At 56.1% G+C, this 26,153-nt stretch carries 23 protein-coding genes and 4 tRNA genes; 6 read left to right on the forward strand and 21 right to left on the reverse strand.

What is annotated here, in order from left to right:
• Nucleotides 1–99 precede the first annotated feature (99 nt).
• From ysgD to lptM, 7 genes are all read right to left on the reverse strand, one after another.
• Nucleotides 100–156: a YsgD/CorL family protein gene (gene ysgD, locus ACOTY9_RS21060; RefSeq protein ID WP_212743980.1), complete on the reverse strand. Its 57-nt coding sequence runs from the start codon at nucleotides 154–156 to the stop codon at nucleotides 100–102.
• Between the two features lie 149 nt (nucleotides 157–305).
• Nucleotides 306–2,468 carry a DNA helicase II gene (gene uvrD / locus ACOTY9_RS21065; RefSeq protein WP_014885645.1) on the reverse strand — a complete coding sequence of 721 codons (2,163 nt, stop codon included), beginning with the start codon at nucleotides 2,466–2,468 and terminating at the stop codon, nucleotides 306–308.
• 107 nt (nucleotides 2,469–2,575) lie between these two features.
• Nucleotides 2,576–3,292: a 5-amino-6-(5-phospho-D-ribitylamino)uracil phosphatase YigB gene (yigB, locus tag ACOTY9_RS21070; protein WP_023331570.1), complete on the reverse strand. Its 717-nt coding sequence runs from the start codon at nucleotides 3,290–3,292 to the stop codon at nucleotides 2,576–2,578.
• On the reverse strand, nucleotides 3,292–4,194 hold the full coding sequence (gene xerC, locus ACOTY9_RS21075; protein ID WP_014885647.1) for a tyrosine recombinase XerC: 903 nt from the start codon (nucleotides 4,192–4,194) through the stop codon (nucleotides 3,292–3,294). Before xerC ends, yigB begins: the two co-directional genes overlap by 1 nt.
• The gene (locus tag ACOTY9_RS21080; protein WP_023331571.1) at nucleotides 4,191–4,898 is read right to left on the reverse strand and encodes a DUF484 domain-containing protein; all 708 of its coding nucleotides are present in this window, start codon (nucleotides 4,896–4,898) and stop codon (nucleotides 4,191–4,193) included. Before ACOTY9_RS21080 ends, xerC begins: the two co-directional genes overlap by 4 nt.
• Nucleotides 4,895–5,719: a diaminopimelate epimerase gene (gene dapF / locus ACOTY9_RS21085; RefSeq protein ID WP_014885649.1), complete on the reverse strand. Its 825-nt coding sequence runs from the start codon at nucleotides 5,717–5,719 to the stop codon at nucleotides 4,895–4,897. The genes ACOTY9_RS21080 and dapF overlap by 4 nt, the downstream gene beginning before the upstream one ends.
• Before the next feature lie 35 nt (nucleotides 5,720–5,754).
• Complete coding sequence (gene lptM, locus ACOTY9_RS21090) at nucleotides 5,755–5,958, reverse strand: LPS translocon maturation chaperone LptM (protein WP_014885650.1); 204 nt, start codon at nucleotides 5,956–5,958, stop codon at nucleotides 5,755–5,757.
• Nucleotides 5,959–6,093: 135 nt separating this feature from the next.
• On the opposite strand from lptM, the gene cyaY reads away from it, so the two are divergent.
• A complete protein-coding gene (gene cyaY, locus ACOTY9_RS21095; RefSeq protein WP_348566100.1) occupies nucleotides 6,094–6,414 on the forward strand; it encodes an iron donor protein CyaY in 321 nt (106 codons plus the stop codon).
• Nucleotides 6,415–6,505: 91 nt separating this feature from the next.
• On the opposite strand, the gene cyaA is transcribed toward cyaY, so the two are convergent.
• On the reverse strand, nucleotides 6,506–9,049 hold the full coding sequence (gene cyaA, locus ACOTY9_RS21100) for a class I adenylate cyclase (protein WP_023331572.1): 2,544 nt from the start codon (nucleotides 9,047–9,049) through the stop codon (nucleotides 6,506–6,508).
• A 350-nt stretch (nucleotides 9,050–9,399) separates the two neighbouring features.
• Between cyaA and hemC the strand changes: the two genes are divergently transcribed.
• The 5 genes from hemC to ACOTY9_RS21125 all read left to right on the forward strand — a co-directional run bounded on the left by hemC (nucleotide 9,400) and on the right by ACOTY9_RS21125 (nucleotide 14,878).
• Nucleotides 9,400–10,341 carry a hydroxymethylbilane synthase gene (gene hemC / locus ACOTY9_RS21105; RefSeq protein ID WP_032629599.1) on the forward strand — a complete coding sequence of 314 codons (942 nt, stop codon included), beginning with the start codon at nucleotides 9,400–9,402 and terminating at the stop codon, nucleotides 10,339–10,341.
• Nucleotides 10,338–11,078 (forward strand): uroporphyrinogen-III synthase, encoded by a 741-nt coding sequence (gene hemD / locus ACOTY9_RS21110; protein WP_014885654.1) that lies wholly within the window; start codon nucleotides 10,338–10,340, stop codon nucleotides 11,076–11,078. Before hemC ends, hemD begins: the two co-directional genes overlap by 4 nt.
• Before the next feature lie 20 nt (nucleotides 11,079–11,098).
• Complete coding sequence (hemX, locus tag ACOTY9_RS21115; RefSeq protein ID WP_348566099.1) at nucleotides 11,099–12,295, forward strand: uroporphyrinogen-III C-methyltransferase; 1,197 nt, start codon at nucleotides 11,099–11,101, stop codon at nucleotides 12,293–12,295.
• Nucleotides 12,296–12,297: 2 nt separating this feature from the next.
• Nucleotides 12,298–13,497, forward strand: coding sequence for a protoheme IX biogenesis protein HemY (hemY, locus tag ACOTY9_RS21120; protein WP_014885656.1), 1,200 nt, complete (start codon nucleotides 12,298–12,300; stop codon nucleotides 13,495–13,497).
• Between the two features lie 169 nt (nucleotides 13,498–13,666).
• Nucleotides 13,667–14,878, forward strand: a complete 1,212-nt coding sequence (locus ACOTY9_RS21125; RefSeq protein WP_023331577.1) for a hypothetical protein — start codon at nucleotides 13,667–13,669, stop codon at nucleotides 14,876–14,878.
• A gap of 506 nt (nucleotides 14,879–15,384) precedes the next feature.
• Here the strand turns inward: ACOTY9_RS21125 and ACOTY9_RS21130 are convergent.
• From ACOTY9_RS21130 to wecB, 13 genes are all read right to left on the reverse strand, one after another.
• Nucleotides 15,385–15,461: transfer RNA gene (locus ACOTY9_RS21130), tRNA-Pro, on the reverse strand.
• A 45-nt stretch (nucleotides 15,462–15,506) separates the two neighbouring features.
• Nucleotides 15,507–15,592 (reverse strand) — tRNA-Leu (locus ACOTY9_RS21135).
• 21 nt (nucleotides 15,593–15,613) lie between these two features.
• Nucleotides 15,614–15,689 (reverse strand) — tRNA-His (locus ACOTY9_RS21140).
• Between the two features lie 67 nt (nucleotides 15,690–15,756).
• A tRNA-Arg gene (locus ACOTY9_RS21145) sits at nucleotides 15,757–15,833 on the reverse strand.
• 102 nt (nucleotides 15,834–15,935) lie between these two features.
• Nucleotides 15,936–17,321, reverse strand: coding sequence for a bifunctional threonine/serine APC transporter ThrP (gene thrP / locus ACOTY9_RS21150; protein WP_023331578.1), 1,386 nt, complete (start codon nucleotides 17,319–17,321; stop codon nucleotides 15,936–15,938).
• A 197-nt stretch (nucleotides 17,322–17,518) separates the two neighbouring features.
• Nucleotides 17,519–18,259, reverse strand: coding sequence for a lipopolysaccharide N-acetylmannosaminouronosyltransferase (gene wecG, locus ACOTY9_RS21155; protein ID WP_023331579.1), 741 nt, complete (start codon nucleotides 18,257–18,259; stop codon nucleotides 17,519–17,521).
• A gap of 12 nt (nucleotides 18,260–18,271) precedes the next feature.
• Entirely contained in the window at nucleotides 18,272–19,624 is a 1,353-nt protein-coding gene (gene wzyE, locus ACOTY9_RS21160; protein WP_014885661.1) for an ECA oligosaccharide polymerase, read from the reverse strand.
• Nucleotides 19,621–20,700 (reverse strand): TDP-N-acetylfucosamine:lipid II N-acetylfucosaminyltransferase, encoded by a 1,080-nt coding sequence (locus ACOTY9_RS21165; RefSeq protein WP_063943803.1) that lies wholly within the window; start codon nucleotides 20,698–20,700, stop codon nucleotides 19,621–19,623. Before ACOTY9_RS21165 ends, wzyE begins: the two co-directional genes overlap by 4 nt.
• Nucleotides 20,697–21,947, reverse strand: a complete 1,251-nt coding sequence (gene wzxE, locus ACOTY9_RS21170) for a lipid III flippase WzxE (protein WP_014885663.1) — start codon at nucleotides 21,945–21,947, stop codon at nucleotides 20,697–20,699. Before wzxE ends, ACOTY9_RS21165 begins: the two co-directional genes overlap by 4 nt.
• Nucleotide 21,948: 1 nt before the next feature.
• The gene (gene rffA, locus ACOTY9_RS21175; protein ID WP_048995847.1) at nucleotides 21,949–23,079 is read right to left on the reverse strand and encodes a dTDP-4-amino-4,6-dideoxygalactose transaminase; all 1,131 of its coding nucleotides are present in this window, start codon (nucleotides 23,077–23,079) and stop codon (nucleotides 21,949–21,951) included.
• A 4-nt stretch (nucleotides 23,080–23,083) separates the two neighbouring features.
• Nucleotides 23,084–23,761: a dTDP-4-amino-4,6-dideoxy-D-galactose acyltransferase gene (rffC, locus tag ACOTY9_RS21180; RefSeq protein WP_032635146.1), complete on the reverse strand. Its 678-nt coding sequence runs from the start codon at nucleotides 23,759–23,761 to the stop codon at nucleotides 23,084–23,086.
• A complete protein-coding gene (gene wecC / locus ACOTY9_RS21185) occupies nucleotides 23,758–25,020 on the reverse strand; it encodes a UDP-N-acetyl-D-mannosamine dehydrogenase (protein ID WP_421637399.1) in 1,263 nt (420 codons plus the stop codon). The genes rffC and wecC overlap by 4 nt, the downstream gene beginning before the upstream one ends.
• Nucleotides 25,017–26,147 (reverse strand): non-hydrolyzing UDP-N-acetylglucosamine 2-epimerase, encoded by a 1,131-nt coding sequence (gene wecB / locus ACOTY9_RS21190; protein WP_063434588.1) that lies wholly within the window; start codon nucleotides 26,145–26,147, stop codon nucleotides 25,017–25,019. Before wecB ends, wecC begins: the two co-directional genes overlap by 4 nt.
• Nucleotides 26,148–26,153: the final 6 nt, after the last annotated feature.

A 26,153-nucleotide genomic window follows, 5' to 3' on the forward strand; every position in this document is an offset into this window, starting at 1 on the left:
AACAAATTGGGTTTCAGACCATTAAACAGCCTGACTCAGCGCGACGGGAATAATGCAGTCGCTGACAACCACTAAGGCCATCAGCAAGGGGAGATAGCCTTAGGAGTTGTTCCTGGATGACAGGGAATTGAGCCAGTATCTACTGGGTGTGTCCAAGGCGAATGTCCTCTTAGCGTAATCGTGCGCGCATGTTACGCCAGCTATAACTGTGGCGTCAACACGCAACGGAACGCTGAAGGGCATTAATTGACCTTCAACGTATAAGGCTAGCAGATTATTACAAAATAATGATATTTTTCTGAATGTTACACTGTTTCCAGCTTAGCGTAAGCGGCCACCAGCCATTTGATCCCCTGCCCCTGGAACGCCACCTGCAGGCGGCTGTGCTCGCCGCTGCCTTCCAGATTTACAATGGTGCCTTCGCCAAACTTCGAATGGCGCACGCGCTGACCCAGCTTGTAGCCGGTGTCCGTTTCAGAGATCGGTGACCCCATACGCGGATGGCTGACAGGGCGGCTGATGCTGGCACGCAGGCGCACTTCCTCCACGCACTCCTCCGGCAGTTCGCCAATAAAGCGAGACGGACGGTGGTAGACCTCTTTCCCGTACAGGCGGCGGGTTTCCGCATAGGTTAGCGTCAGCTTTTGCATCGCGCGCGTCACGCCCACATAGGCCAGTCGACGCTCCTCTTCCAGCCGTCCGCCTTCATCGAGCGACATCTGGCTCGGGAACATCCCCTCTTCCATCCCGACGATAAAGACCTGCGGGAACTCCAGACCTTTGGCGGAGTGCAGGGTCATCAGTTGCACCGCATCCTGCCAGGTGTCCGCCTGCCCTTCACCCGCCTCCAGCGCGGCGTGGGAAAGGAACGCCTGCAGCGGCATCAGGTCTTCGTCTTCTTCGTTGTAGCTGAACTGGCGCGTTGCCGTGACCAGTTCCTCTAAGTTCTCAATACGGGTCTGACCCTTCTCGCCTTTTTCCTGCTCGTACATGGTGCGCAGGCCGGAGTCTTTGATCACCCGGTCAGTCTGCACGTGCAGCGGCATATCGGCGGTTTCCTGCGCCAGAGCGTCAATTAGCTCAAGGAAGCGCTGCAATGCGCTGGCCGCACGACCGGCAAGGGCTTTCTCCTGCAGCAGCTCGCGGCACGCCTGCCACAGCGTCAGCTGGCGGTCGCGCGAGGCCTGACGCACCACGTCCAGCGTGCGGTCGCCAATGCCACGGGTTGGGGTGTTGACCACGCGCTCAAACGCCGCGTCATCATTACGGTTCGCAATCAGACGCAGATACGAGAGCGCATCTTTGATTTCCTGACGTTCGAAGAAGCGCATACCGCCATAAATGCGGTACGGCATACCTACCTGCAGCAGCGCCTCTTCCAGCACGCGTGACTGGGCGTTACTGCGGTAGAGAATGGCGCACTGCTCTAACGCGCCGCCGTTATCCTGCCAGGTTTTAATACGGTTCACCACGAAGCGGGCTTCGTCGAGCTCGTTGAAGGCGCAGTAAATTGAAATCGGCTCGCCGTCGACGCCGTCGGTCCACAGCTTTTTACCCAGACGCCCGTTGTTGTTTTCAATCAGGGCGTTGGCTGCGCTCAGAATGTTGCTGGTGGAGCGATAGTTCTGCTCCAGACGGATGGTTTGTGCGCCGGGGAAGTCATTGAGGAAGCGCTGGATGTTTTCCACCTGCGCCCCGCGCCAGCCGTAGATCGACTGGTCATCATCCCCCACGATCATCACCTTGCCGGTGTCGCCCGCCAGCAGGCGGATCCATGCGTACTGGATGTTGTTGGTATCCTGGAATTCGTCCACCAGGATATTGGTAAAGCGTTCACGGTAGTGCTGAAGGATATGTGGTTTGTTGAGCCACAGTTCGTGGGCGCGCAGCAGCAGCTCGGCGAAATCCACCAGACCGGCGCGATCACAAGCTTCCTGGTAGGCTTTGTAGACGTTTTGCCAGGTCTGCTCCACCGGGTTGCCGAAGCTCTGAATATGGTGCGGCCGCAACCCTTCATCTTTCTGACCGTTGATGTACCACATCGCCTGACGCGGCGGCCACTGTTTCTCGTCAAGGTTCATCGCCTTGATCAGACGCTTCAGCAGACGGAGCTGGTCTTCGCTGTCGAGGATCTGAAAATCCTGCGGCAGGTTGGCGTCCATATGGTGCGCGCGCAGCAGGCGGTGCGCCAGGCCGTGGAAGGTGCCGACCCACATGCCGCCCTGGCTGGTACCCATTAACTGGGCGATACGGTGGCGCATCTCCGCCGCCGCCTTATTGGTAAACGTGACGGCCATGATTGAGTACGGCGAGCAGTTTTCCACGCTCTGCAGCCACGCGATACGGTGAACCAGCACGCGCGTCTTACCACTGCCCGCCCCAGCCAGCACCAGCATGTTGGTGCGCGAGGCCGCTACGGCTTCACGCTGTTTGTCATTAAGGCTGTCGAGCAGGTAAGAAACGTCCATTGGCACCGTCACATAGTATTCAGGAACAGAGCAAAACGCCCGGTGGCGCTTCGCTTACCGGGCCTACAACTGCAAAACCCTGGTAATTTATACAATATTACTGGTGATTATATCAGCGTCGTGAGGGATGCCAACCGTGAAATTTCCACGTGCGGCAGAAGACGGCTATCCAGCGTGGTCATCAGGTCGGCGTTCTCTGGCTTGATCCAGCAGGCCTGCATGCCGCAGCGGATAGCGCCAGCCACGTCGGTGGTGAGGTCATCACCCACATGCAGAATGTTACCCAGCGGCAGAGTCAGTTTTTCCGCCGCCAGATGGTACATATCGCTGAACGGCTTGGCGCGCCCATGCGGGCCCGCGCGCAGCACAAACTCAAAGTAATGATCGAGACCAAACAGCTCCGGCTGCGCATTGCCGTTTGTGATGGCCACCAGCGGCCACTTTTCGGCGAGCTTCGCCAGCGTGTCGTGGGTCTCCTGCGGCACGTCGATACGGCTGCGCCATTTGGCAAAGTTTTCCATCGCTGCCTCAGCACCGATGGCCGCGTCCTGCACGCTCAGACCCGCGTTGAGCATCGCCTGCTCCACCGCGCGGCGACGCCATTCGGTCACGTCATGGTAAATGTCCGGCTCGGTCTCCCGCAGGGACTGACGCAGCGTCTGGAAGTCCTTGTTCTGCATCGCTTTCAGCGCCGGATGGTAATTCTGTACAAACGCCAGCGATTCCTGCTCGGTACGCAGAATCACCTCGCGGTTGTCATAAAGGGTGTCATCAAGGTCAAACGTCAGGGCTGAGATCTGGCCGAGTGGGCGGTAAAAACGCATTATTTCCCCCGTTTGGCGCGTGGATGCGCCGCGTCATACACCGAGGCAAGGTGTTGGAAGTCTAAGTGGGTGTAGATTTGAGTGGTCGACAGATTCGCATGGCCGAGGAGTTCCTGCACGCCGCGCAGATCGCCGCTCGACTCAAGCATGTGTGTCGCAAAGGAGTGTCGCAGCTTATGCGGGTGAACATGACTGTTCAGCCCCTGCTTAATACCCCACTCCGCAAATCGCTTCTGTACGTTACGCGCCGAGATTCGCTTGCCGAGTTTCGACAGGAACAGCGCATCTTCTTCCGCGCCAAACAGCCCGCGCAGGTCAAGCCAGTGCTCAATCCAGGCGACGGCATTGCGGCCAATGGGCAGGCGGCGCTCTTTGCTGCCCTTGCCCATTACCCACACTTCACCGGTGTCCAAGTCGAGGTGTTTTAAATCGAGGTTCACCAGTTCAGACAGACGCAGGCCTGCACCGTACATCACCTCCAGCATCGCGCGGTCACGCACCGCCAACGGATCGTTCAGATCGATATCCAGCAGACGGTTTACGTCGTCGACGTCGATATTTTTCGGCAGATGGCGCGGGGCTTTCGGCGTGGCGATCCCTTTTGCCGGGTTGGCTTTTATGCCGCCCTGGCTGACCAGCCAGTCAAAGAAACTGCGTAGCGCGGAGAGCCTGAGGGCCAGGCTCGCCGGGCTGAGGTTTTTTTTACGGCTACGCACAACGAACCCGCGTACCGTGGCAGCGTCACATTGTTGCCAGCTTTTCAGGCCGATCTCGTCGGCAATCTGCATGATGGCATCAAGCTGACGCTGGTAGTTAAGCAGCGTAATGGGGCTGAGCTGACGTTCCACCCCCAGATAGCGCAGAAAGCGCGCGACGTCAGTGGAAAGCGGTCCGTCCGTCATACGCGTTCAATCCAGCGCTCCAGCAGTTCGGGCAGCATCAGGGCGATCTCCTGCAGCAGGTGCGTGGCCTGGCCTTGCTCGTAGTGGTGCGCGTCGCGGCTGGTAAATAACATGACGCCCAGATCGCCATCGCGTCCCATCAGCGACATCGCCACCGAGCCAATCGCCTTCGCTTCCGGTAATACCACCAGCAGTTCAGGCCCGTTCAGCGGCCCCAGATAGTGATGCGCATGGCCCAGACGCTGAATGCGCAGCGGTTCAAACGCCTGACGACTGAGCGCCAGATGGGTAAACCCGGACGGTGCGCCAATGCGCCAGCGGTCAGGGAAAAGACGAATCGTTGCACCCGCCAGCCCAAGCTCACGCGCCCAGCGGTGGAAGCGGCTAAGGAACTCATCAAGGCTGTGCGCCGAGGCCAGACGCGCCTGCAAATGCAGCAAACGATAGAACAGGCTTTCGTTGGTACTGGCCTGTTCCATCAGCAGCGTCATGTTCTCTTCAAGCTGATTGATGTGGTTGCGCGAGCGCGCCATGTGCCATTCGACCAGCGACACGGTCCCGCGAACCGGATGCGGCACGCGCATCTCTTCGACGACGCGTGCATTGCGAATAAAAAACTCAGGATTGCGCAGCAGATAATCCACAACAGCTCTGTCGTCCAGTTCCGTCACTGTTTCCTGCAGTTCTTCCCCTGGTTGTTTCATAGATGGATAAACCCGTCATAGACATGTGCCGCCGGGCCAGTCATATACAGTGGATGACCCGGTCCTTTCCAGGCGATATCAAGCCGACCGCCCGGTAATTCGACGCGAACCTCTTCGGCGAGTAGTCCCTGTGAGATGCCGACCGCCACGGCCGCACACGCACCGCTACCGCAGGCCTGGGTTTCGCCCGCGCCGCGCTCGTAAACCCGCAGGCGGATGTGCTCACGTTTCACCACCTGCATGAAACCGATGTTCGCCCGCTCCGGAAAACGCTCGTGGCCTTCCAGCACCGGACCGAGCGTTTCAACCGCGGCGGTTTCCACATCATCTACCTGAATCACGCAGTGCGGATTACCCATCGAGACGACGCCGCACAATACTGTCTGCTCGGCCGCACGCATAATATAGGTCTTTTCCGCTTTATTTGCGCGAAACGGCACGGCAGAGGGTTCGAAGTTAGGCTCGCCCATGTTCACGCGCACCAGTTCGTCATCGGTGACGCTGAGCACCATGCGGCCGTTGGCCGTACTGACGCGAATATCGCGCTTGTTGGTCAGCCCTTTCAGGCGGACAAAGCGGGCAAAACAGCGCGCACCGTTGCCACACTGGTTAACCTCGCTGCCGTCCGCGTTAAAAATACGGTAGTGGAAATCGAGGTCGGGATCGTATGGCGGCTCAACCACCAGCAGTTGATCAAACCCCACGCCCAGATGCCGATCCGCCAGGCGACGGATCAGTTCCGGGGAGAAAAACACATTCTGCGTTACCGCGTCGACGACCATAAAATCGTTGCCAAGGCCATGCATTTTAGAGAACTGCATCATTTGCTCCATTGCGCGGGTACAGAACGTTGTCGTCAGAGATTAACCTGAGTCGGGCCACCGTTGTCGCCACGATCGTTAGTATTTGGCGTGGTAGACTCAATGCCACTTTGGACGGGTTTCGTCGGCGGCGGCGCGGTTTTATCCGCAGGTGGGAAGTAGAGTGGTCCCTTCAGTCCGCAGCCCGTCAGGCTAAACAGGGTGATGAGAACGGCAAGCGTTCGGAAAGCGTTTTTCATTATAAAGTTGCCCGTAAGTTCAAATCTGTTTCTATCATCGCAGGAGAAGACACAAAAGCAAGAGTTTGCCGCTTTCCTGCAACGGGAATTATTTAGCGTTATACTGCCGGCATCACGAAAAACAGGAACAAAACCATGAACGACAGTGAATTCCATCGCCTTGCAGACACCCTGTGGATGACCATCGAAGAACGTCTCGACGACTGGGACGGCGACAGCGATATCGATTGTGAAATCAACGGCGGCATTCTGACCCTGAGCTTCGAAAACGGCAGCAAAATTATTATTAACCGCCAGGAACCGCTTCACCAGGTCTGGCTGGCCGCAAAACAGGGCGGATATCATTTCGATCTGAAAGACGGGAAATGGGTTTGCGACCGCAGCGGCGAAACGTTCTGGGATTTGCTGGAGCAGGCAGCGTCGGCGCAGGCGGGTGAGACCGTCAGTTTCAGGTAGTTTTGTTGCCGGGTGGCGCTGCGCTTACCCGGCCTACGGTTTCGGGCTGTTGTAGGCCCGGTAAGGCTTAGCCGCCACCGGGCTCACGAAATCAGGAGAAATACTGCTGCAACAGCGGTGCGGTATCCTGGTTTGCTGGCACCGCAGGGGTAATTGCCTGCGTACGGAACGGGATCACCTGCGCTCGCCCATCAACGTTCACAATCTGATAGAACTGCGGCAGGTTGAAGTTGATAAAGCTGGAGCCATAGGTGAAGCGGTCATGTGAAGAAGAGTAGAAACGGCTGACGTCGCGCACCAGCTCCTCTTTGCTACCTTCACAATGGTGATACACCTCGGCGCGGTTGGTCTCATCCAGAATGTAAATGTTAAACCCGGCATCGTCGCCCGACTCTTCGAAGAAGAACTGAATAATCCCTTCACTCGCAAAGCCGTCCACCACCTGTGGCAGTTTGACGTGGTTGGTTTCCACCTGGACCGACAGTCCATGCAGCTTGTTATGTGAAATCGCCCCGTAAAACTCAATGGCGTTTTCCAGCTTCTGTACCGATACATTCAGACGTTCGAAGAACAGCCCCCAGGTCTGGCCGGAGACGCGCAGCGCTTTAAAGCGCCCGGTTTCCTGACGGGTACTGGAGAGACGCAGCTCGATGCACTCGGAGACCAGCTGCTGCACGCGGGTACGAATCAAACCGCGCAGGTGCTGGCTGTAGCAGAACACTTCGACGCTGTCCGGCGGCGCGGCGTCCTGGTGCATTTTGCCCAGAATAGTTTTCAGCGCTTCGATCATCGCCTGCTCGCCGTTGAAATGCAGAGTACGCACTTCATTCCACGAGTTGCGGTACAGCAGATCCACGCTGCCCACCAGACAGTTTTGCTGTTCGCCAAAGCTGAAGACGTCCAGTTTGCGGAAGTCAAAATGGACTACCTGATTACGGAAAGCTGCCGTCGGGTCGTATTCCAGGTTGACGATAATCGCCAGATGGCGAATTTCACAGGGGCTGTAGAGCGCTTTCGGCGTTGGCGCAGGCAGACGCAGTGGGAAGTGGTGCGAAACATCCGCCACCATCTCCTGCAGCTTGGCTAAATCGACGACCTCGTTGCCCTTAATAAACAGGCGGGTGCGTGAAGTCAGCAGACCGTTAAACCACGCCCAGGCCACCAGTTTGTTCAGGTAGCGGTTATATTCCAACGGCTGATGGCTGACGATCGAGTCCATGCTAGGCGCACGGTTGTACAGATACCACCCGGTGCGGTTTGCGCGGCCCGGCGGTACATAGATAAAGGTCAGGTTCGGTTCTGACAGGTCAGGCGAAATCTGCGGGTTCACCAGGGTGACTTTGCCCGGCAGCGCTTCAAACGCGGCATAGAGCTTACGGGTCAGTACGCCAATGTCCTGCGGGCTGGCGGAGACGCTAAGGTTGTTGCGGCGCGCAAAGCGGATCAGGTTACGGTAGCTTTGCATCATCGCATCGAGCAGTTCGTTATGCGCTTCACGCACCTGATCGATTTTCCAGTTAGCGCGGTTGTCGAGCATGGACAGACGCGCTTCGTCCCACCCCCACTCTTTCACTAACTGGCTGACCACTTCACGACGCCAGCCCACACAGGCGCGCTCGCGGCTCAGTTTTTCGCAAACTTTGAGATAAAAACATCGACGCACCAGGTCAAGACGCGTCGAGTCATCAATGGCTTTCAGGTATTCGGTAACGCGTTCCAGCATCATGCAGTAGGCATCAAGCCCGTAGGAGACAATCTCACCATCGTGCAGGCGCTGCTTAATATCTTTCGCCAGCAGACGCGGCGTGGGGTATTCCCAGGAGTAGGCTTCAAGCAACAGCGTTTTCAACACCGCTTTGTACGGTGAATCAATGCTCTTATAGAGCTGCCAGAGGCTAGCGCCAAAGTACTCTTCTGCGGACAGGGAGCTAAGGCCGCCCAGATCCAGCCACTCGTTTGGCGTCAGAACGCCCTGCGAATAAAGCGACATGACGTAGTCGTCATAATTCTCTTCTTCATCGCACGGCACCATATTCCACAGAATACGCTTCCCGGCCAGACGCACAGCAGTACGATAAAATTCATCCAGCAATAAGATGTGCTGAGTCGAGCCGCAGTCTTCACCACCCAGACTGCCGCTTTCGTTATGGCGGAAACGGTTTTCATCAATCAGGAAGAAGCTCACTTCCACGCCAAGCGACGCGGCCCAGCTCTCCAGCAGGCTGCATTTACGCTGCAGCAGCTGCCGCTCTTCGTTATCGAGCCAGGATTGATGGCAGACCCAGATATCCAGGTCTGAAGAACAGCTTTGCCCTACCGATGAGGTACTCCCCATCGTGTAAACGCCGGTAATCGGCAATTCACCTGTCGGTGATTCCTGCGGCGGCATGCCGCGGTAGAGTTCCAGCTCGTTCAGATAATGCTGTTGGGTTTCATCAGGCGTGAAAAGACATATGCCTCTGGGAACGTTACCGTCAAGGTACCCAGGCATCAGCGGATGGTGATAGTGCAATAATGTCGGCAGCAGACTGTATACCTGCTGGAAAGCAGGGCCCATGGCAGCAAGCGCGCGATCCACGCGCAATTGATTTATGGCATCCAGTCTCTGTTTCAGAGTCTCAATATAGAGGTACAAGACGTATCGCCTGATGTTTCCGGGTGTCGTAAGCCATTCAAAACACGAATAACCGCGAGCCCGCAGTATTTCAAAAAGATAACCGTTACCCTTTTTTCGCCCTTATCATTATGGTGGTACCGACGAAAAAATGGTCTAAAACGTGATCAATTTAACACCTTGCCGGTTGACCGTAAAGAAAGATGCGCTACATACAAGTGTAGCACCGTTCTGTACGTGTAAATTCCTGAATACGGCTATGGCTGGCGAATACGCCACCGTGTCCCTCTCGCGCTTCATCAACCGTAAAACTGCCATCCCAGAGTCAACAATGTTAGGATGGTTAGCGATTGATAATGACGGTAACAAGCATGTTAGACAATGTTTTGAGAATTGCCACACGCCAAAGCCCTCTCGCGCTCTGGCAGGCACATTATGTTAAGCAGCGCCTTGAAGCCTGCCACAATGGATTGCGCGTCGAGCTGGTGCCGATGGTCACGCGCGGTGACGTGATCCTGGATACGCCACTGGCGAAGGTGGGCGGCAAGGGCCTGTTTGTCAAAGAACTGGAACTGGCATTGCTTGAGAACCGCGCCGATATCGCCGTGCACTCCATGAAAGATGTGCCCGTCGAGTTCCCGGAAGGGCTGGGGCTGGTGACCATCTGCGAGCGCGAAGATCCGCGTGATGCGTTTGTCTCTAACCGCTATGACTCGCTTGATGCGTTGCCCGAAGGTAGCGTAGTTGGCACCTCCAGTTTACGCCGTCAGTGTCAGCTGGCGGAGCGTCGCCCTGACCTGATCATCCGCTCGCTGCGCGGCAACGTCGGCACACGCCTGGGCAAACTGGATAACGGTGAATACGATGCCATTATTCTTGCCGTCGCTGGACTGAAGCGTCTGGGGCTGGAGGAACGCATTCGCGTGGCGCTACCACCAGAACTGTCGCTGCCGGCCGTGGGCCAGGGTGCCGTCGGCATTGAGTGCCGTCTGGACGATGTGCGTACCCGCGAACTGCTCGCGCCGCTGAACCATGACGAGACCGCTATCCGCGTAAAAGCCGAGCGGGCGATGAATACCCGCCTCGAAGGCGGATGCCAGGTGCCGATTGGCAGCTATGCTGAATTAACCGAAGGGAAACTCTGGCTGCGCGCGCTGGTGGGTGCCCCGGACGGTTCACAGATGGTACGCGGCGAACGTCGTGGCAATCCGCAAGATGCCGAACAGCTTGGCGTGTCGCTGGCGGAAGAGCTGCTGAATAACGGCGCGCGTGAAATCCTGGCTGAGGTCTATAACGGAGAACCCCCTGCATGAGTATTCTTGTCACCCGCCCTTCTCCCGCAGGAGAGCAGTTAGTGAGCCGTCTGCGCACACTGGGGCAGGTGGCCTGGAGTTTTCCGCTGATTGAATTCTCCCCCGGTCGCGAGCTCTCTGCGCTCGCCGATCGGATAAATACCCTGCAGGAAGGCGATCTTCTGTTTGCGTTGTCGCAACATGCCGTGGAATTCGCCAACGCCCAGCTGCAACAGCAAAGTCTGTCCTGGACAACTGCCCCACGCTATTTCGCCATTGGTCGCTCAACGGCGCTGGCGCTGCATACCGTAAGCGGCGCTGATGTTCGCTACCCGTTAGATCGGGAAATTAGCGAAGTCTTGCTACAATTACCTGAATTACAAACTATTGCCGGAAAGCGCGCCCTCATTTTGCGCGGCAATGGTGGCCGCGAGCTGCTGGGCGAAACGCTGCGTGAACGGGGTGCCGACGTGACGTTCGTTGAGTGCTATCAGCGTTGCGCAAAGCACTACGATGGCGCGGAAGAAGCGATGCGCTGGCACGCGCGCGGCATTAATACGCTGGTGGTCACCAGCGGTGAAATGTTACAACAGCTTTGGTCGCTGATACCGCATTGGTATCGCGAAAACTGGTTACTCCGCTGTCGGCTTCTGGTCGTCAGTGAGCGTCTGGCGAACCTCGCCCGGGAACTGGGCTGGCAGGATATTCGGATCGCTGATAACGCCGACAACGATGCGCTGCTGCGCGCATTACAATAACTCTCAAATGGGAAGCCATAATGACGGAACACGAAAAATCCTCCGCCGTGGTTGAAGAGACCAGGGAGACTGTGGACACCACGCCACAGCCAGAGACGACTGAGAAAACCGCTGAGAAGAAAAACGGCAGCAACAAAACCAGCCTCGCGCTGAGCGCAATTGCCATCGCCATTGCACTGGCGGCAGGTGTTGGCCTGTACGGCCTTGTGAAGCAACAGGGCGCTAACCAGACGGCCACCAGCGATACGCTGGTCAATCAGCTTACCTCCCTGCAAAAAGCGCAGGAAACGCAGAAAACCGAGCTGGAAGCGGTGATTAAGCAGCAGGCTGCCGCGCTGGCCGAGGCAAACAACAAACAGCAAGAGCTGACCAAACAACTGGACGAAGTACAGCAGAAAGTCGCCACGATTTCCGGTACCGATGCCAAAACCTGGCTGCTCTCTCAGGCCGATTTCCTCGTAAAACTCGCCGGGCGTAAGCTCTGGAGCGACCAGGACGTTACCACCGCCGCCGCACTGCTGAAAAGCGCCGATGCAAGCCTGGCAGACATGAACGATCCCAGCCTCATTACCGCACGTCGCGCGATCACCGAAGATATCGCGAGTCTTTCCGCCGTTTCGCAGGTGGATTACGACGGCATTATCCTCAAGGTGAACCAGCTTTCGAATCAGATTGATAACCTGCAGCTGGCGGATAACAACGACGACGACTCCCCCATGGATTCCGACGGTACCGAGCTTTCCAGCTCTCTGAGCGAATGGCGCATTAACCTGCAGAAAAGCTGGCAGAACTTTATGGACAGCTTTATCACCATCCGTCGCCGCGATGAAACCGCTGTACCGCTGTTAGCGCCGAATCAGGATATCTATCTGCGCGAAAACATCCGTTCCCGCCTGCTGGTGGCGGCTCAGGCTGTGCCGCGTCATCAGGAAGAGACCTACAAACAGGCGCTGGATAACGTCTCGACGTGGGTGCGTGCGTATTACAATACCGATGACGCGACGACCACCGCTTTCCTCGAAGACATCGACAAGCTGAGCCAGCAGAACATCACGATGAACGTACCGGATAAGCTGGCCAGCCAGCCGATACTGGAGAAACTGATGCAGACGCGCGTGCGTAACCTGCTGGCACAGCCGGGCGTTCCGGCAGAGCAAACAGGCGGAGCGGCACCAGCGCCAGCGCCAGCGCCTGACAGCGCGCCACAAGGAGAGTAATGATGCTAAAAGTTCTCTTACTCTTCATCTTGTTGATCGCCGGGATCGTCCTGGGACCGATGCTTGCCGGTCATCAGGGATACGTTCTGATCCAGACCGATAATTACAACATCGAAACCAGCGTAACGGGTCTGGTGATTATTCTGATCCTCGGCGTCGTAGTACTGCTGGCAGTCGAATGGATCCTGCGCCGTATTTTTCGTACCGGCGCGCATACGCGCGGCTGGTTCGTTGGCCGCAAGCGTCGTCGTGCGCGTAAGCAAACCGAGCAGGCGCTGCTTAAGCTCGCCGAAGGCGATTATCAGCAGGTTGAAAAGCTGATGTCGAAAAATGCCGACCATGCAGAACAGCCGGTGGTGAACTATCTTCTGGCTGCCGAAGCAGCGCAGCAGCGCGGTGATGAAGCCCGTGCGAATCAGCATCTGGAACGTGCGTCAGAACTGGCTTCCGGTGACCCGATTCCGGTGGAGATCACCCGCGTTCGTCTGCAGCTGGCACGCAATGAGAACCATGCGGCGCGCCATGGCATTGACCGCCTGCTGGAAATAGCTCCCCGCCATCCTGAAGTCCTGCGTCTTGCCGAACAGGCTTATATTCGTACCGGTGCGTGGGGCTCGCTGCTGGACATCATTCCGTCAATGGCGAAGGCCGAAGTGGGTGATGACGAGCATCGTGACGAGCTTCAGCGTCTGGCATGGATTGGCCTGATGGATCAGGCACGCGCCGACCTGGGTAGCGACGGCCTGAAGACCTGGTGGAAAAATCAGAGCCGGAAAACGCGTCAGCAGGTTCCTCTGCAGGTGGCGATGGCGGAACATCTTATTGAATGTGACGATCATGACACCGCCCAGGAGATCCTCCTCGACGGTCTCAAGCGCCAGTACGACGATCGTCTGGTCATGGTGATCCCGCGCCTGAAAACCAATAACCCAGAGCAAGTCGAGAAAGTGCTGCGTCAGCAGATCAAAACCGTCGGCGACCGCCCGCTGCTGTGGAGCACGCTGGGCCAGTCACTGATGAAGCACGGCGAATGGCAGGAGGCGAGCCTCGCCTTCCGTGCGGCACTGAAACAGCGTCCGGACGCCTATGACTACGCGTGGCTTGCCGATACGCTCGACAAACAGCATAAGCCAGAAGAGGCTGCTGCCATGCGGCGAGATGGGTTGCTGTTAACGTTGCAGAACAACGGCACGCAGCAGTAATTAACAGGGAGGCCAGACGGCCTCCTTTTTTTATCGCTTTTCTCCTGCTACATTCTTTACACCTCAAGCCACAAACGAACCCGCCAATGTAACGATGCCTTTTCATTAACTTTTTTTCGCACATGCGCGAATTGCGCGTGGACTAAATCGTTTCTGAAAGGAAATCGTCATGAACTCGCTTTTGTATGCGCTTATTGTAGCGCTGCGCTGCCATCGCTGGCTGCGCCTGCTTGCCTGTGCTTTTATCTTCTCTTCACTGGGAAATGGGTTAACCCAGGTTGTAGTCTTCGGGCTGCTGTTAGCGTGGTCAGCCCCGCCAGCCCTGCTTACCCTCGCCTTTCTTTTCGCCACGGTACCAGGGTTTTTCGGCAGCATGCTCGGTGAAAGGCTATGCTCGCGCTATTCTCCGATATCCCTGCTGATATTGACCGAAGGACTCGGCTTACTTGCCCTGCTCTTTCCCCTGCTTGGCGTGGGTTATCATAGCGTTGTCGCGTTACTCGCCGTGCAATCCACCGAAGCGCTACTCAGCGGGATGAGCTGGCCCGCCCTGACGTTGCTCTTCAAGCGCGGCCTCAGCGAAACGGAACTGCCTGCCGCCACCTGTCTGGAAAATGTTATTTTTGCGTCTCAGGTGCTATTAGGTACCGGGCTGGGCGTGGTGCTTTTTCAGAAGATGCCCGTGCTCGCCTTGCTGACCATTGATGCCATCAGTTTCCTCGGGTCGCTGGTCATGTTATGGCTGGCGGAACGCCTGTTTTCACCAGCTCCACACGCCGCCCCTGAAGAAAAGGGGGTTTCTACGAAATTGCGCTGGCAGACATTGACCGTTCGGCAGAAACGCAGCTTGCTCATTTTGCCTGCGCTGGCCGCTGTCGGGTCACCCGCTATGGCACTTCTTCCGGCACTGGCCCAGCAGCTACGCCCTCAGGATGCGGCTGGCCTTGCTCTGCCCCTGCTTTTTGCGAGGAGCATGGGGCAGCTTTGCGGCCCTTTGCTGCTTAAAAGAGACAGTCTGGCGCGTTTTGCGGCTCGTACGCCGCGATTATTACTTTGCCTTGGCATCTTTCTGGCCGCTTATGGAATGCTGCCGTTTATGGCCAACTGGGCAGGTTATGCGCCTGGGATGATCTTTGTCGCACATCTGGCCTCAAACGTGCTTTTTGCAGCGGGTACGTTTGGCATGCTCAGCCATTTTCAGGCCAGGCAAATCGCTGTTGCCAGCGGTAAAGCCTGGCGCTGGCAAACGCTCAGCGCCTCACTTTTCACTGGCATTGCAGCTGTGGTGGCTTCCGGGGTTGGCTCAGTACAGGCGCTATATATGGTTTCGTCAGCGGCTCTGCTGATAGTTGCTCTCATCATGCGCTTTTATCAGGAATAAGGCATAAAAAAACGCCTGCTATAAAAGCAGGCGTTAAAACAGGTCTGTAAGACAACATATTTGGTGCTTCACTCAACGTTATGTCCATGGTGTCTGATGAGGCCGAAGCGACATCTGTCAGTGGACGATAAGCACCGTAAATGGCTCTGCGTCATTCCTGAGTTTATGAGGCACTAAGGCGAACATAAGAGATGGAATGAGCATCTACACGTATATTATTGCACGTAACGTGCCAGAGTTACACGCAAAACGTTTACATGACGCAACATTTTAAGATAAAAGGAAATTATGCTGTTAAGCACTGTCTGAAGCTTCATAACGTATCGCTAAATGCAGAAATATGTCGTCAGAAAGAGACAGTAAAGCCCCTAAATAAATATTTCTAATACTTTCAACGGATTACATGTCGCTGAATCGCGACACTGAAAAAGGGCGCTGTCGGGGAATCACTACAGGAAAGAAACATCACAGAAAACAAAAAACCCCGCCGAAGCGGGGTTCAAAATTGGTCGGCGAGAGAGGATTCGAACCTCCGACCCACTGGTCCCAAACCAGTTGCGCTACCAAGCTGCGCTACTCGCCGATGTACTGCTTTTTGAATTTTTAGTTCAATTCATTTAAAAAGTCGTGGTGCGAGGGGGGGGACTCGAACCCCCACATCCTAAGGACACTAACACCTGAAGCTAGCGCGTCTACCAATTCCGCCACCTTCGCAATTCACAACTCTTTCAATAATGGGGTGGCTAATGGGATTCGAACCCACGACAACTGGAATCACAATCCAGGGCTCTACCAACTGAGCTATAGCCACCACTGTATTCTTTCACGCGGTACTGACTACTTCTCAGACCACCGCAGCTCTAGCGCCGGGACTAAAATGGCGCGCCCGACAGGATTCGAACCTGAGACCTCTGCCTCCGGAGGGCAGCGCTCTATCCAGCTGAGCTACGGGCGCTTAGCGCCGTTGCGGGGCTGGATATTACGTACCTCCGTCCCCGCTGTCTAGTGCTTTTTTGAAAAAAATGCGCGTTTGGTTATGGTTTGCACATTTTGCCGCTTATTCCTCCACTTTGTGCGTGGTGCCGCGGCGACCCAGGCCAAAAAGCTTATACGCGGCCGTCACTGCCGCCAGGAAGATTAGCCCGACAAACAGCGACATGCGGGTATCTTCATTAAAGTACATTCCAATTAATACGCAAATCAGGAACGCCATCGTTAAATAGTTCGCATACGGGAACAGGATCGAGCGGAACGGATGGCTGGCGATCGCTTTTTTATGTGCATGACGGAAACGCAGCTGGCTGATGAGAATGACAAACCACGGCACCATACCCGGCAGCACGCTGGCACTGTAGACGTAAACAAACACACGCTGCGGATTAGGAATGATGTAATTCAGGCATGAGCCAATCAGCAGAATCACAATGGATACCGCGACCCCCGCAACCGGCACACCCGCCCGTGATACTTTACTCATCGCCGCAGGTAGCTGGTTATTTTTCGAGAGCGCGTAGAGCATACGGCCACAGCTGTACATCCCGCTGTTACAGCCAGAGAGTGCCGCCGTCAAAACCACAAAGTTGATGATGCCTGCTGCTGCGGTAATACCAATCTTCGCAAAGGTTAAAACGAACGGGCTTCCGGTCGTGCCAATTTCATTCCACGGGAAGATGGTCACGATAACGAAGATCGCGCCCACATAGAAAATCAGGATGCGCCACAGCACTTTGCCCACCGCGCTGCGCAGCGTGACCTGCGGGTTTTTCGCTTCACCGGCAGTAATACCGATCAGCTCCACACCCTGATATGAAGCCACCACGATACACAGCGCTGTCAGGAAGCCCTTCCAGCCGCCAGCGAAGAAGCCGCCGTGTTCAGTCAGGTTGCCAAAGCCGATGGCGTGCCCACCGTTGCCAAAGCCAAAGAAAATCACGCCCAGACCAATCACAATCATCACGATGATGGTGGTCACTTTGATCATCGCAAACCAGAACTCGATTTCACCGTACAGGCGCACCGCGGCCAGGTTTGCCAGCGCCACCAGCCCCACGGCAATCAGCGCCGGTATCCACTGGACCATGTCCGGGAACCAGAACTGGACATAGACCCCTATCGCGGTGATTTCAGAGATGCCCACCGCCATCCACATAAACCAGTAGGACCAGGCTGTCAGGTAGCCGAAGAACGGGCTCATATAACGGTGCGCGTAAACGGCAAAAGATCCGGTTACGGGTTCCAGAAAGAGCATTTCGCCCATTGAGCGCATGATGAAGAAAACAAACAACCCGGCGATGATATACGCCAGTAATACGGAAGGGCCTGCCCATTTAAGGGTGCTTGCGGAGCCCATAAACAGGCCCACGCCGATAGTGCCGCCCAGCGCGATCAGTTCGATATGACGAGCTTCCAGCCCACGCTGTAGCTCCGGTTGTTTCTCTGCCATAGATCCTCGATTGTGTTTGCTGTTTCCCGGCTTAATACCGGGTATTGTTTTTTAGGGGGACTAAAATACGGAGCGAATGGTTTCTTAAAATCGACCAAATGGCAAACGATGCATAAAAAAAATGAATGCATTGCACAAATTATCAGCAGTTTTGCAGGCGAGTTGCAGCGCGAACAGCATATCGCGCTACATTTTGATTACATTTTCCCGGTGTAGTGCCAGGCGAGGTAGCGAAGCAGACGAATCTGTCGTTTAATGCGTGTGGGTTGTGAAAGCAGGCGGTAGAGCCATTCCAGCCCCATATTTTGCCAGACCGTCGGTGCACGCTTAACGTGGCCGGTAAAGACGTCGTAGGTGCCTCCTACGCCCATATACAGGGCATCCGGGCTGACCAGCCGACAGTCGCGCATCAGGATTTCCTGGCGCGGGGAACCCATCGCCACGGTGACAATTTTTGCCCCGCTGTCGCGAACGCGTGCAAACAAGGCCTGCCGATCTTCAGGCTTAAAGTAACCATCCTGACTGCCGACAATATTAACATTCCACTGACGACGCAGCTTCTCTTCGGTCTGTGCCAGCACTTCGGGCTTACCGCCAATCAGGAAGACTGGCGTCCCCTCCGCGCCCGCGCGGGCCATAAGATGCTCCCAGAGATCGGCCCCCGCCACGCGGGAAACATTAGCGCCAGGAAACTTTTTACGGATAGATCGGACCACGCTAATCCCGTCCGCGTATTTAAATTCAGCCGCTTCAATCAGGCTTTTGACTTCGGCGTTATCTTCCACCGCCAGCATCTTTTCTGCATTGATGGCAACCAGCGTACCGGATTTCATCTGACCATCGGCAAAAAGAAAATCCAGCGCGTGCTGCATATCGCGCCAGCCAATAAGCTGCAAACCACGAAGCGCATAACGCGGTGCAGAAGTTTTATCCGTCATGACTATCCTTTCTTAAACTTGCGACAGCGTTGTGCTGCCCTGTTGCCCGCGCTTGTGCACAAGCCCTGCACTGTCAAACAGCCAGTACAGCAATTTGGCCAGTAACAGGCTGATGCCGAAAACGACCATGAAGAACACCACGCGCGAAACGAATGAATCCAGGCCTTCGCGCGCCAGTACGATCATATTGAAAATGGCACCAAAGCAGAAACTGTGCAAAATGGCCGCTTTGTAGCGGTTCGTCTCTTCAATACCGCGCAGGTAAAGCCAGTCGAACCATTTAATAATCAGCCCTACGACAACCGCACCAGGCAGGATAAACCAGCCGCCGCCCATCACCACCAGGGAGCCGATCAGCGTTGGCGAGATCGCCAGACCCGAATGATTGTTCAACACTTCCCAGGTAAAATAGTTCGCGGTATTGAGCACCACGCCAGGGCGCTCCGGCCATAGCCAGCTCGGGATAAAGACATAGAAGTCGCGAACAATCGGCGCAAGCCCCTGGAAATCAATCTTGTCGTAGTTTTGCAGCAGCAAGGCCAGGTTTTCCCACGGCGAGAAGGTATCGCGCGTCAGGTAGAGGAACGTGTAAAACGCCTCATCGCCCGCCACGTTCATCCCGTAGCGCTTCAGCGCCAGCCAGAACATCCCCACAATGCCAAACACCCCTGCCGCCACCAGCATCCACAGCGAGATCCAGCCGCGGATGATGCCAATAAACAAGAAGATAGCGAAAGCAATGATGATATTGGCGCGCGTACCGCCCACAATCATGTAGGTCAGGATACCGAACGCGACGGTACTGACCAGGAAGAACAGCCACGCTTTACTGTCCTGTCGCAGGAAGAAAATCACCAGCATCGCCGGGATAAAGAAGTAGAAGAATCGCTTTAACGCCACGCCCGAAACTTCAGCCGAAAAAATCTGGCTGTAGGAGTTGAGCTTAAACAGCAGGAAGCCGTTATGCATAAAGAAGATCCCGACACTGACCAGGGCGATAGCCATCAATATCACCCATGTCAGGTGGGTCTCCACCCGATTCATGGTAAAGAGCGCCCGGCGTGATGCAGTGGCCCTGGCTGAACGCAGCCGCGTTTTGTAGGTGACGTAGTAAACCGCATAGAAACAGGTCGCCGCCAGAAGCGCCTGGAGCAAGATTTCCGGCGGCGCGACGCTCACGTCAAACCGGAAAACCAGAATGCTGGTCAGCGGAAAGCCGAAAAAGAAGGTCAGCAGAAACAGTAACGAGAAGAATACGTTAAAGTTGAAGCGCACCCGGCGGAATTCAAACCAGGTGAGGGTGGCGATAAACAGCGTGCTCAGAAGCCAGACAACCAGTAAGCCGCTGAATTGCAACTGACTCATGCTTTCTCTCCTGACGCGATACGCAGCGCACGGTGCCACGGCGTGAGATAGTTCGGGCTGAAAAAGTCGATACTGTTTTTATCCACCAGCGTGAGCTGACGTTGTGCTTCCCGAACCACCTCGACATTCAGCGTATCGGAGGTAAACAGCACCGGAATATGCTGTTCAACCATATCCTGCCAGAATGGGTTGTCACGGTTGAGCACGCACGGCACCCCCGCCTGGATCAGCAGACACAACGTACCTATCCCCTGCTGACGCGCAAAGATAAAATAGCCGAGATCGCATTTTCTTAGCAGCGTAAGGTATTCATCAAACGCCAGCTTTTCACTGAGGATTTGAAGATTCTCAGGGCTAAAAAGCGTAAGACCCTGCTGGCGAACCTCGTTGATGTAGGCGTCGTTATTGGCCGGATAACCCATCGGCACGACCACGTTCACCGTGTCGCCAAACTGCTGGTGTACCGCCCGCAGCGCGGCAACATGCTCGTTACTGCGGTCGCCTGAATTTCCCACCAGAATCGTCAGCTTGCCTTCACGAACCGTGTCATTCGCCAGGGTATTTAGCGCCGGATCCATGCGGGTTGGGAAATAGATTAGCTCACCGCGCACGTTCGGATGCTGTTTCGCAAAATAGTTGAGATCGCCACGGGTGGCAAAAACGCAGCCCACCCTGCCCTGTGCCATGCGGCGCAGGGGATAGAAAAGGCGGAATTTCCAGCCGCGTGAGACTTCGTAGAGATCCGCCCCCCAGATATGCCAGCTGCACTGGGAAGGTTTGATTCCCCCGCTGAGCAGGGCCAGCCACAGGCCGGTATTGAACTGCCCGTGGAAAAAGAAACGTTGCTGGCGATTCGCTTTGGCTTTGGCAATGACCGCCTTCGCCAGCGCGGCCTTGTCCGGCCAGAAGCGAAGAGTCAGCGCCGGAAATGCCTCGCTCAGGCCCTTATCCTGACCTGCAACCATAAACTCACGTGCATCAGGGTTACCCGGTGCCAGTTCATCGTTAAAGAACCGCAAAACGGTCTGGTTATGGTGTGGGATATCCGATCCCAGGATGTGAATCAGTGCAGTCATGCGCGTTTACGCCACAATAAAAATACGCCGCAACAGGCAGCGAAATAAACGATATAGGTTGCCATATAGGCCTGAGCCGCCCCCAGCGCACCATGCGAAGGTATTAGCCAGTGTGAAAATGCCGTCAGTAACCCAAACTGGCTTATCTCCGCCAGGATATACAGCCGCAGCGAGGCTTTCGCAATCACCAGGTAGCCGAAAACGTAAGCCCCCACTTTCAGCACATCGCCCACCAGTTGCCAGGCAAACAGATCGCGCATGGCGGTAAACTTCGCTGAGAAAAGCAGCCAGATGGCGACATCGCGCAATAGCCAGACGGTAAAACTGGCCGCCGCCACGGCGGGAAGCACAAAGCGCAGCGAGCGGAAAATCTCACGGGTAATATCCTGCCTGGACGTCAGACGCGATAAGGTTGGCAGCAAATAAACGCTAAAGGAAGCCGTAATAAACTGTAGGTAGGCGTCGGAAATACTGCTTACGCCCTGCCAGATCCCTACCTCATCCCAGCTATAATGCGCCGCCAGCAGGTTTCGCATCATCACGTAAGCCACCGGCAGCGTGACGGAAGTGATGAGCGCCATCAGGGTAAATTTACCCAACTGGCTGGCAAGCACTTTGTCCCATTGCGGTTTGAGGTAGCTCAGAGGGATAACGCCCCGACGCATCAGCATAAACGCGGCAGGAACGACAACCAGCGCCGGAACCAGCGCCAGCCCGAGCAGTGCCCCTTCATAGCCACCCAGGCGGTAGCAGAAGTAATAGGCAATCACGCCGATGACGCTCCCCAGGATTAACGCAAGCGCGTTCCCGGCAGCATCACGAAAGCCTTTCATCAATGCCAGCAGCAGGTTTGCCCAGGCAATACCCATCTGAACCAATGCGACCAGACGCACCAGCCCCTCATACTGGGTGTGCCCAAATAATCCCTGACTGATGGGGGCCGCCGCGAGCAAAAATACGATAGCCAGCAGGGTCGAAAACCCGGTAACCATCGCCGACGCGGTGCCGACGACCCTGCGAAGCTGTGCCGCATCATCATGATACTGAGCAACGTATTTGGTCACACCGTTGAAGATACCGGCCCCGGCCAGCACGCCAAGGACGGTCACCAGCTGGCGGAAGTTCCCCGCCAGCCCGACGCCTGAAGGACCGAATGAGACGGCCAGCAGCTTGACGACCAGCAGTCCGGCGCCAATCTTTACAAGCGTGGACGCGGCGGTCCACACCGATGCTTTTGCCAGAGACATATCAGCCGAAATAACTCAGAAGGGTATTAATCACCGTACGCTGGTTAACTGGCGCGAGGTTGTAGAACAGTGGCAAGCGAAGCAAACGCTCACTTTCTTTTGTAGTGTAACGGTCTTCACCGGCGAACACCCCGAACGCCTCGCCTGCCGGGCTCGAATGCAGCGGAATGTAGTGGAAGACCGCCATAATTTCGGCTTCTTTCAGCCAGGCGATGAGCTGGCTGCGATCGTCGTTATCGCGAAGCTTGATGTAGAACATGTGGGCATTGTGAACGCAATCAGCCGGGATAGTTGGCAGCTCGATACGCCCGGCTTTTGCCAGCGGTTCAAGTGCATCGTAATAGGTTTGCCACAGGGACAGGCGCTGGAGGTTAATCCGCTCCGCCGCTTCCAGCTGTGCCCACAGATATGCCGCCTGCAGATCCGCCATCAGATAGCTTGAGCCGATATCGCGCCAGGTGTATTTATCCACCTGCCCGCGGAAGAACTGGCTGCGGTTGGTGCCTTTTTCACGGATCACTTCCGCACGCTCCACGAGCGCCGGGTCGTTGATCAGCGTCGCGCCACCTTCTCCACCCGCCGTGTAGTTTTTCGTTTCGTGGAAGCTAAAGCAGCCAATATGGCCGATAGTGCCCAGCGCGCGTCCCTTGTAGGTGGACATCACACCCTGAGCGGCATCTTCCACCACAAACAGGTTATGTTTTTTGGCGATCGCCATGATGGTGTCCATTTCACAGGCTACGCCCGCGTAGTGAACCGGCACGATCGCCCGCGTTTTGTCGGTGATCGCAGCTTCAATCAGCGTCTCATCAATGTTCATGGTATCCGGGCGGATATCCACAAAGACGATTTTTGCTCCGCGCAGGACAAACGCATTTGCCGTGGAGACAAAGGTATAGCTCGGCATGATCACTTCATCGCCAGGCTGGATATCCAGCAGCAGTGCCGCCATCTCCAGCGATGCCGTACAGGACGGGGTCAGCAGCACTTTAGCGCTGCGAAAACGCTGCTCCATCCACTGCTGGCAGCGACGGGTGAAACCGCCATCACCGCAAAGTTTGCCGCTGCCCATGGCAGACTGCATATAGTCGAGTTCCGTACCGACGACGGGGGGGGCGTTAAATGGAATCATCTTGTCACCTGTATAACCAGTAGGCGGTGGCGTCGATGTTGGCACCACTCGCAATATAACGTTTAAGCGCGGCAGTGTTGCCCATTTGGGTAGCCACCCGCAGCGTCACACTCTGCTGCTGCTGCGCCCAGTGCAGCGCCGCCTGCATGAGTTTTGCCCCCATACCGCGTCCGGCTAATAAGCCAATACGCGCCTCGCGCTCGTTGAGCTTACGCAGCGAAACGAATCCCTGGATCTGACCGTCCGCGGCACGACATACCAGACAGACGTGGTCAAAGGTGCCTTTGACCGCATTCTCAATCCACTGGGCATAGAAGCGTCCGCTGTCATCAGGTGCATACCAGGGCGCACGAAAGCGGCTCTGAGCAAATGCCTTAGCCGCCATCTGGCGTAATACAGGGATATCCTGTTCCGTTGCAAGTTCCGCCCCGCACGCATCGTGTCGGGTAAGGGCAATAGACAGGTCTGCCTCACCTTCAACCAGCTGAAAACCGTGTTGCTGGAGCGCATCAAGCCAATCGGCGCGGTCCGCCGGGATCTTAGCCTGCACGCGCTGCCAGGCGCTGAAGTCAGCTTCCTGCAGAGCAGGCGCATCCTCACGCAAGCGCACTATCGCCGAGGGGCGAGCAAAAAAAGTGCTTTCCCATTCAAGGGATTCAAGCACGCCGTGGAGTTCACTCAACGCCAGACGCCTTTGGTATCAACGACATACTGTTGATGCACGGTATCACCAGACGTCGCTTTAAACTCTTTATGATCCACCAGCAGCACCAGCACATCCGCCGTTGCCAGCGCGTCATCAAGGGTGGTCAACGTGCAGTGCCCCGCCAGTTTAGCCGGCAGTTCATGGATATTCGGCTCAACCACCAGCGTATCGCCCTTGTGCCACCCGGCGATCATCTCGGCAATTTCCATTGCCGGGCTTTCGCGCAAATCGTCAATATTGGGTTTAAACGCCAGGCCAAAGCAGGCGATTTTCAGCTCGCTGGCACGCTTGCCGCTCTCTGCCAGACAATCGGCTACTGTGGCTTTGACCTGGTTGAGCACCCAGTGAGGTTTGCTGTCGTTCACTTCGCGCGCGGTACGGATCAGACGCGCCTGCGCCGGATTCTGCGCCACGATAAACCACGGATCGACGGCGATACAGTGTCCACCCACACCCGGGCCCGGCTGAAGAATGTTCACGCGCGGATGGCGATTCGCCAGGCGAATCAATTCCCAGACGTTAATCCCCTGATCGGCGCAGATCAGCGACAGCTCATTCGCAAAGGCGATATTCACGTCACGGAAGCTGTTTTCCGTCAGCTTGCACATTTCAGCGGTGCGGGAGTTGGTCACTACGCATTCGCCTTCGAGGAAAATTTTGTACAGGGCGCTGGCACGTTCCGAGCAGACGGGAGTCATACCGCCAATAACGCGATCGTTTTTAATCAGCTCAACCATGACCTGGCCCGGCAGCACTCGCTCCGGACAGTAGGCGATGTTGATATCCGCCTGCTCTCCCGCCTGTTGCGGGAAGCTTAAATCGGGACGCGCGTCGGCCAGCCACTGCGCCATCTGCTCGGTGGCGCCCACTGGCGAGGTCGATTCCAGGATCACCAGCGCCCCTTTCTTCAGCACAGGGGCAATGGATTTCGCTGCCACCTCGACGTAGATCATATCGGGCTCGTGCTCGCCTTTAAAAGGCGTCGGGACGGCGATCAGGTACGCATCCGCTTCCACTGGCGTCGTGCTGGCACGCAGGAAGCCGCCGTCAACGGCCTCTTTCACCACGCGGTCCAGATCGGGCTCAACAATATGAATTTCGCCGCGGTTAATGGTTTCCACCGCCCGGGCATTGATATCCACACCGACAACCTGTTTCTGACGAGAGGCAAACGCCGCCGCGGTGGGCAGGCCAATGTAGCCAAGACCAATGACAGAGATGGTAGTAAAACTCATAGCGATACCCGATTGTGTTTAAGTGCATGCAAAATACGACCACAAGCCTGGCCATCTCCGTACGGATTATGGGCCCGGCTCATTGTCTGATATGCGTCATCATCATGCAGAAGTCGCGTCACCTCTTCGACGATGAGCTGCGCGTCAGTACCGACCAGACGCACGGTACCCGCTTTAACCGCTTCCGGGCGTTCAGTCGTTTCACGCATCACCAGCACCGGCTTGCCGAGGGACGGTGCTTCCTCCTGAATGCCGCCGGAATCGGTGAGGATCAGCCAGGCATGGTTCATCAGCCAGACAAACGGCAGGTAGTCCTGCGGTTCAATCAGCAGGACGTTTTCAACATGGCCAAGGATACGGTTGACCGGCTCGCTGACGTTAGGATTGAGGTGGACCGGATAGACAATCTGTACATCGACGTTCTGCGCCGCAATTTCAGCCAGCGCGTGACAGATCTGCTCAAAACCCCGGCCAAAGCTTTCACGACGATGGCCTGTGACCAGAATGGTTTTTTTGCCGTTATTCAGGAATGGATAGCGGGCAGCGAGCGCTTTCTGCAGATCGCTGTTTGCCAGGACGCGATCGCGTACCCAAATCAACGCATCAATGACCGTATTGCCGGTCACAAAAATTTTGTTGTCGGCGATATTTTCGCGCAGCAGGTTCTGACGCGAGTTCTCGGTAGGGGCAAAATGGTACATTGCCAGATGGCCGGTAAGCGTACGGTTGGCCTCTTCTGGCCACGGCGAATAAAGGTTGCCGGTACGCAGGCCCGCCTCAACATGGCCGACGGGAATACGCTGGTAAAAAGCGGCCAGGCTTGTTGCCATCGTCGTCGTGGTATCGCCATGTACCAGAACAACGTCGGGCTGGAATGACTCCAGGATCGGTTTAAGCTCTTGCAGAATACGGCAGGTAATTTCCGTCAATCCTTGTCCCGGTTTCATAATATTGAGGTCGTAATCCGGGACAATGGAAAAGAGCGTTAAGACCTGGTCGAGCATCTCACGGTGCTGGGCCGTGACGCAGACTTTCGCTTCAATATCAGGATCGCTGGCCAGCGCATGAACCAGAGGTGCCATCTTAATGGCCTCCGGCCTGGTGCCAAATACGGTAAGTACTTTCACATCGAT

The organism is Enterobacter cloacae complex sp. SHL012 (genome assembly GCF_049237505.1).
Taxonomy (GTDB): Bacteria; Pseudomonadota; Gammaproteobacteria; order Enterobacterales; family Enterobacteriaceae; genus Enterobacter; species Enterobacter kobei.

Excerpts from the sequence above, each read along its gene's own strand:
- xerC (WP_014885647.1), bottom strand. The coding sequence starts at position 4,194 with ATGACGGACGGACCGCTTTCCACTGACGTCGCGCGCTTTCTGCGCTAT.
- hemX (WP_348566099.1), top strand. The coding sequence starts at position 11,099 with ATGACGGAACACGAAAAATCCTCCGCCGTGGTTGAAGAGACCAGGGAG.
- ACOTY9_RS21080 (WP_023331571.1), bottom strand. The coding sequence starts at position 4,898 with ATGAAACAACCAGGGGAAGAACTGCAGGAAACAGTGACGGAACTGGAC.
- ACOTY9_RS21165 (WP_063943803.1), bottom strand. The coding sequence starts at position 20,700 with ATGACTGCACTGATTCACATCCTGGGATCGGATATCCCACACCATAAC.
- lptM (WP_014885650.1), bottom strand. The coding sequence starts at position 5,958 with ATGAAAAACGCTTTCCGAACGCTTGCCGTTCTCATCACCCTGTTTAGC.
- hemY (WP_014885656.1), top strand. The coding sequence starts at position 12,298 with ATGCTAAAAGTTCTCTTACTCTTCATCTTGTTGATCGCCGGGATCGTC.
- rffA (WP_048995847.1), bottom strand. The coding sequence starts at position 23,079 with ATGATTCCATTTAACGCCCCCCCCGTCGTCGGTACGGAACTCGACTAT.
- dapF (WP_014885649.1), bottom strand. The coding sequence starts at position 5,719 with ATGCAGTTCTCTAAAATGCATGGCCTTGGCAACGATTTTATGGTCGTC.
- wzxE (WP_014885663.1), bottom strand. The coding sequence starts at position 21,947 with ATGTCTCTGGCAAAAGCATCGGTGTGGACCGCCGCGTCCACGCTTGTA.
- wzyE (WP_014885661.1), bottom strand. The coding sequence starts at position 19,624 with ATGAGTCAGTTGCAATTCAGCGGCTTACTGGTTGTCTGGCTTCTGAGC.
- cyaY (WP_348566100.1), top strand. The coding sequence starts at position 6,094 with ATGAACGACAGTGAATTCCATCGCCTTGCAGACACCCTGTGGATGACC.
- thrP (WP_023331578.1), bottom strand. The coding sequence starts at position 17,321 with ATGGCAGAGAAACAACCGGAGCTACAGCGTGGGCTGGAAGCTCGTCAT.
- ACOTY9_RS21125 (WP_023331577.1), top strand. The coding sequence starts at position 13,667 with ATGAACTCGCTTTTGTATGCGCTTATTGTAGCGCTGCGCTGCCATCGC.
- wecC (WP_421637399.1), bottom strand. The coding sequence starts at position 25,020 with ATGAGTTTTACTACCATCTCTGTCATTGGTCTTGGCTACATTGGCCTG.
- hemC (WP_032629599.1), top strand. The coding sequence starts at position 9,400 with ATGTTAGACAATGTTTTGAGAATTGCCACACGCCAAAGCCCTCTCGCG.
- yigB (WP_023331570.1), bottom strand. The coding sequence starts at position 3,292 with ATGCGTTTTTACCGCCCACTCGGCCAGATCTCAGCCCTGACGTTTGAC.
- hemD (WP_014885654.1), top strand. The coding sequence starts at position 10,338 with ATGAGTATTCTTGTCACCCGCCCTTCTCCCGCAGGAGAGCAGTTAGTG.
- uvrD (WP_014885645.1), bottom strand. The coding sequence starts at position 2,468 with ATGGACGTTTCTTACCTGCTCGACAGCCTTAATGACAAACAGCGTGAA.
- wecG (WP_023331579.1), bottom strand. The coding sequence starts at position 18,259 with ATGACGGATAAAACTTCTGCACCGCGTTATGCGCTTCGTGGTTTGCAG.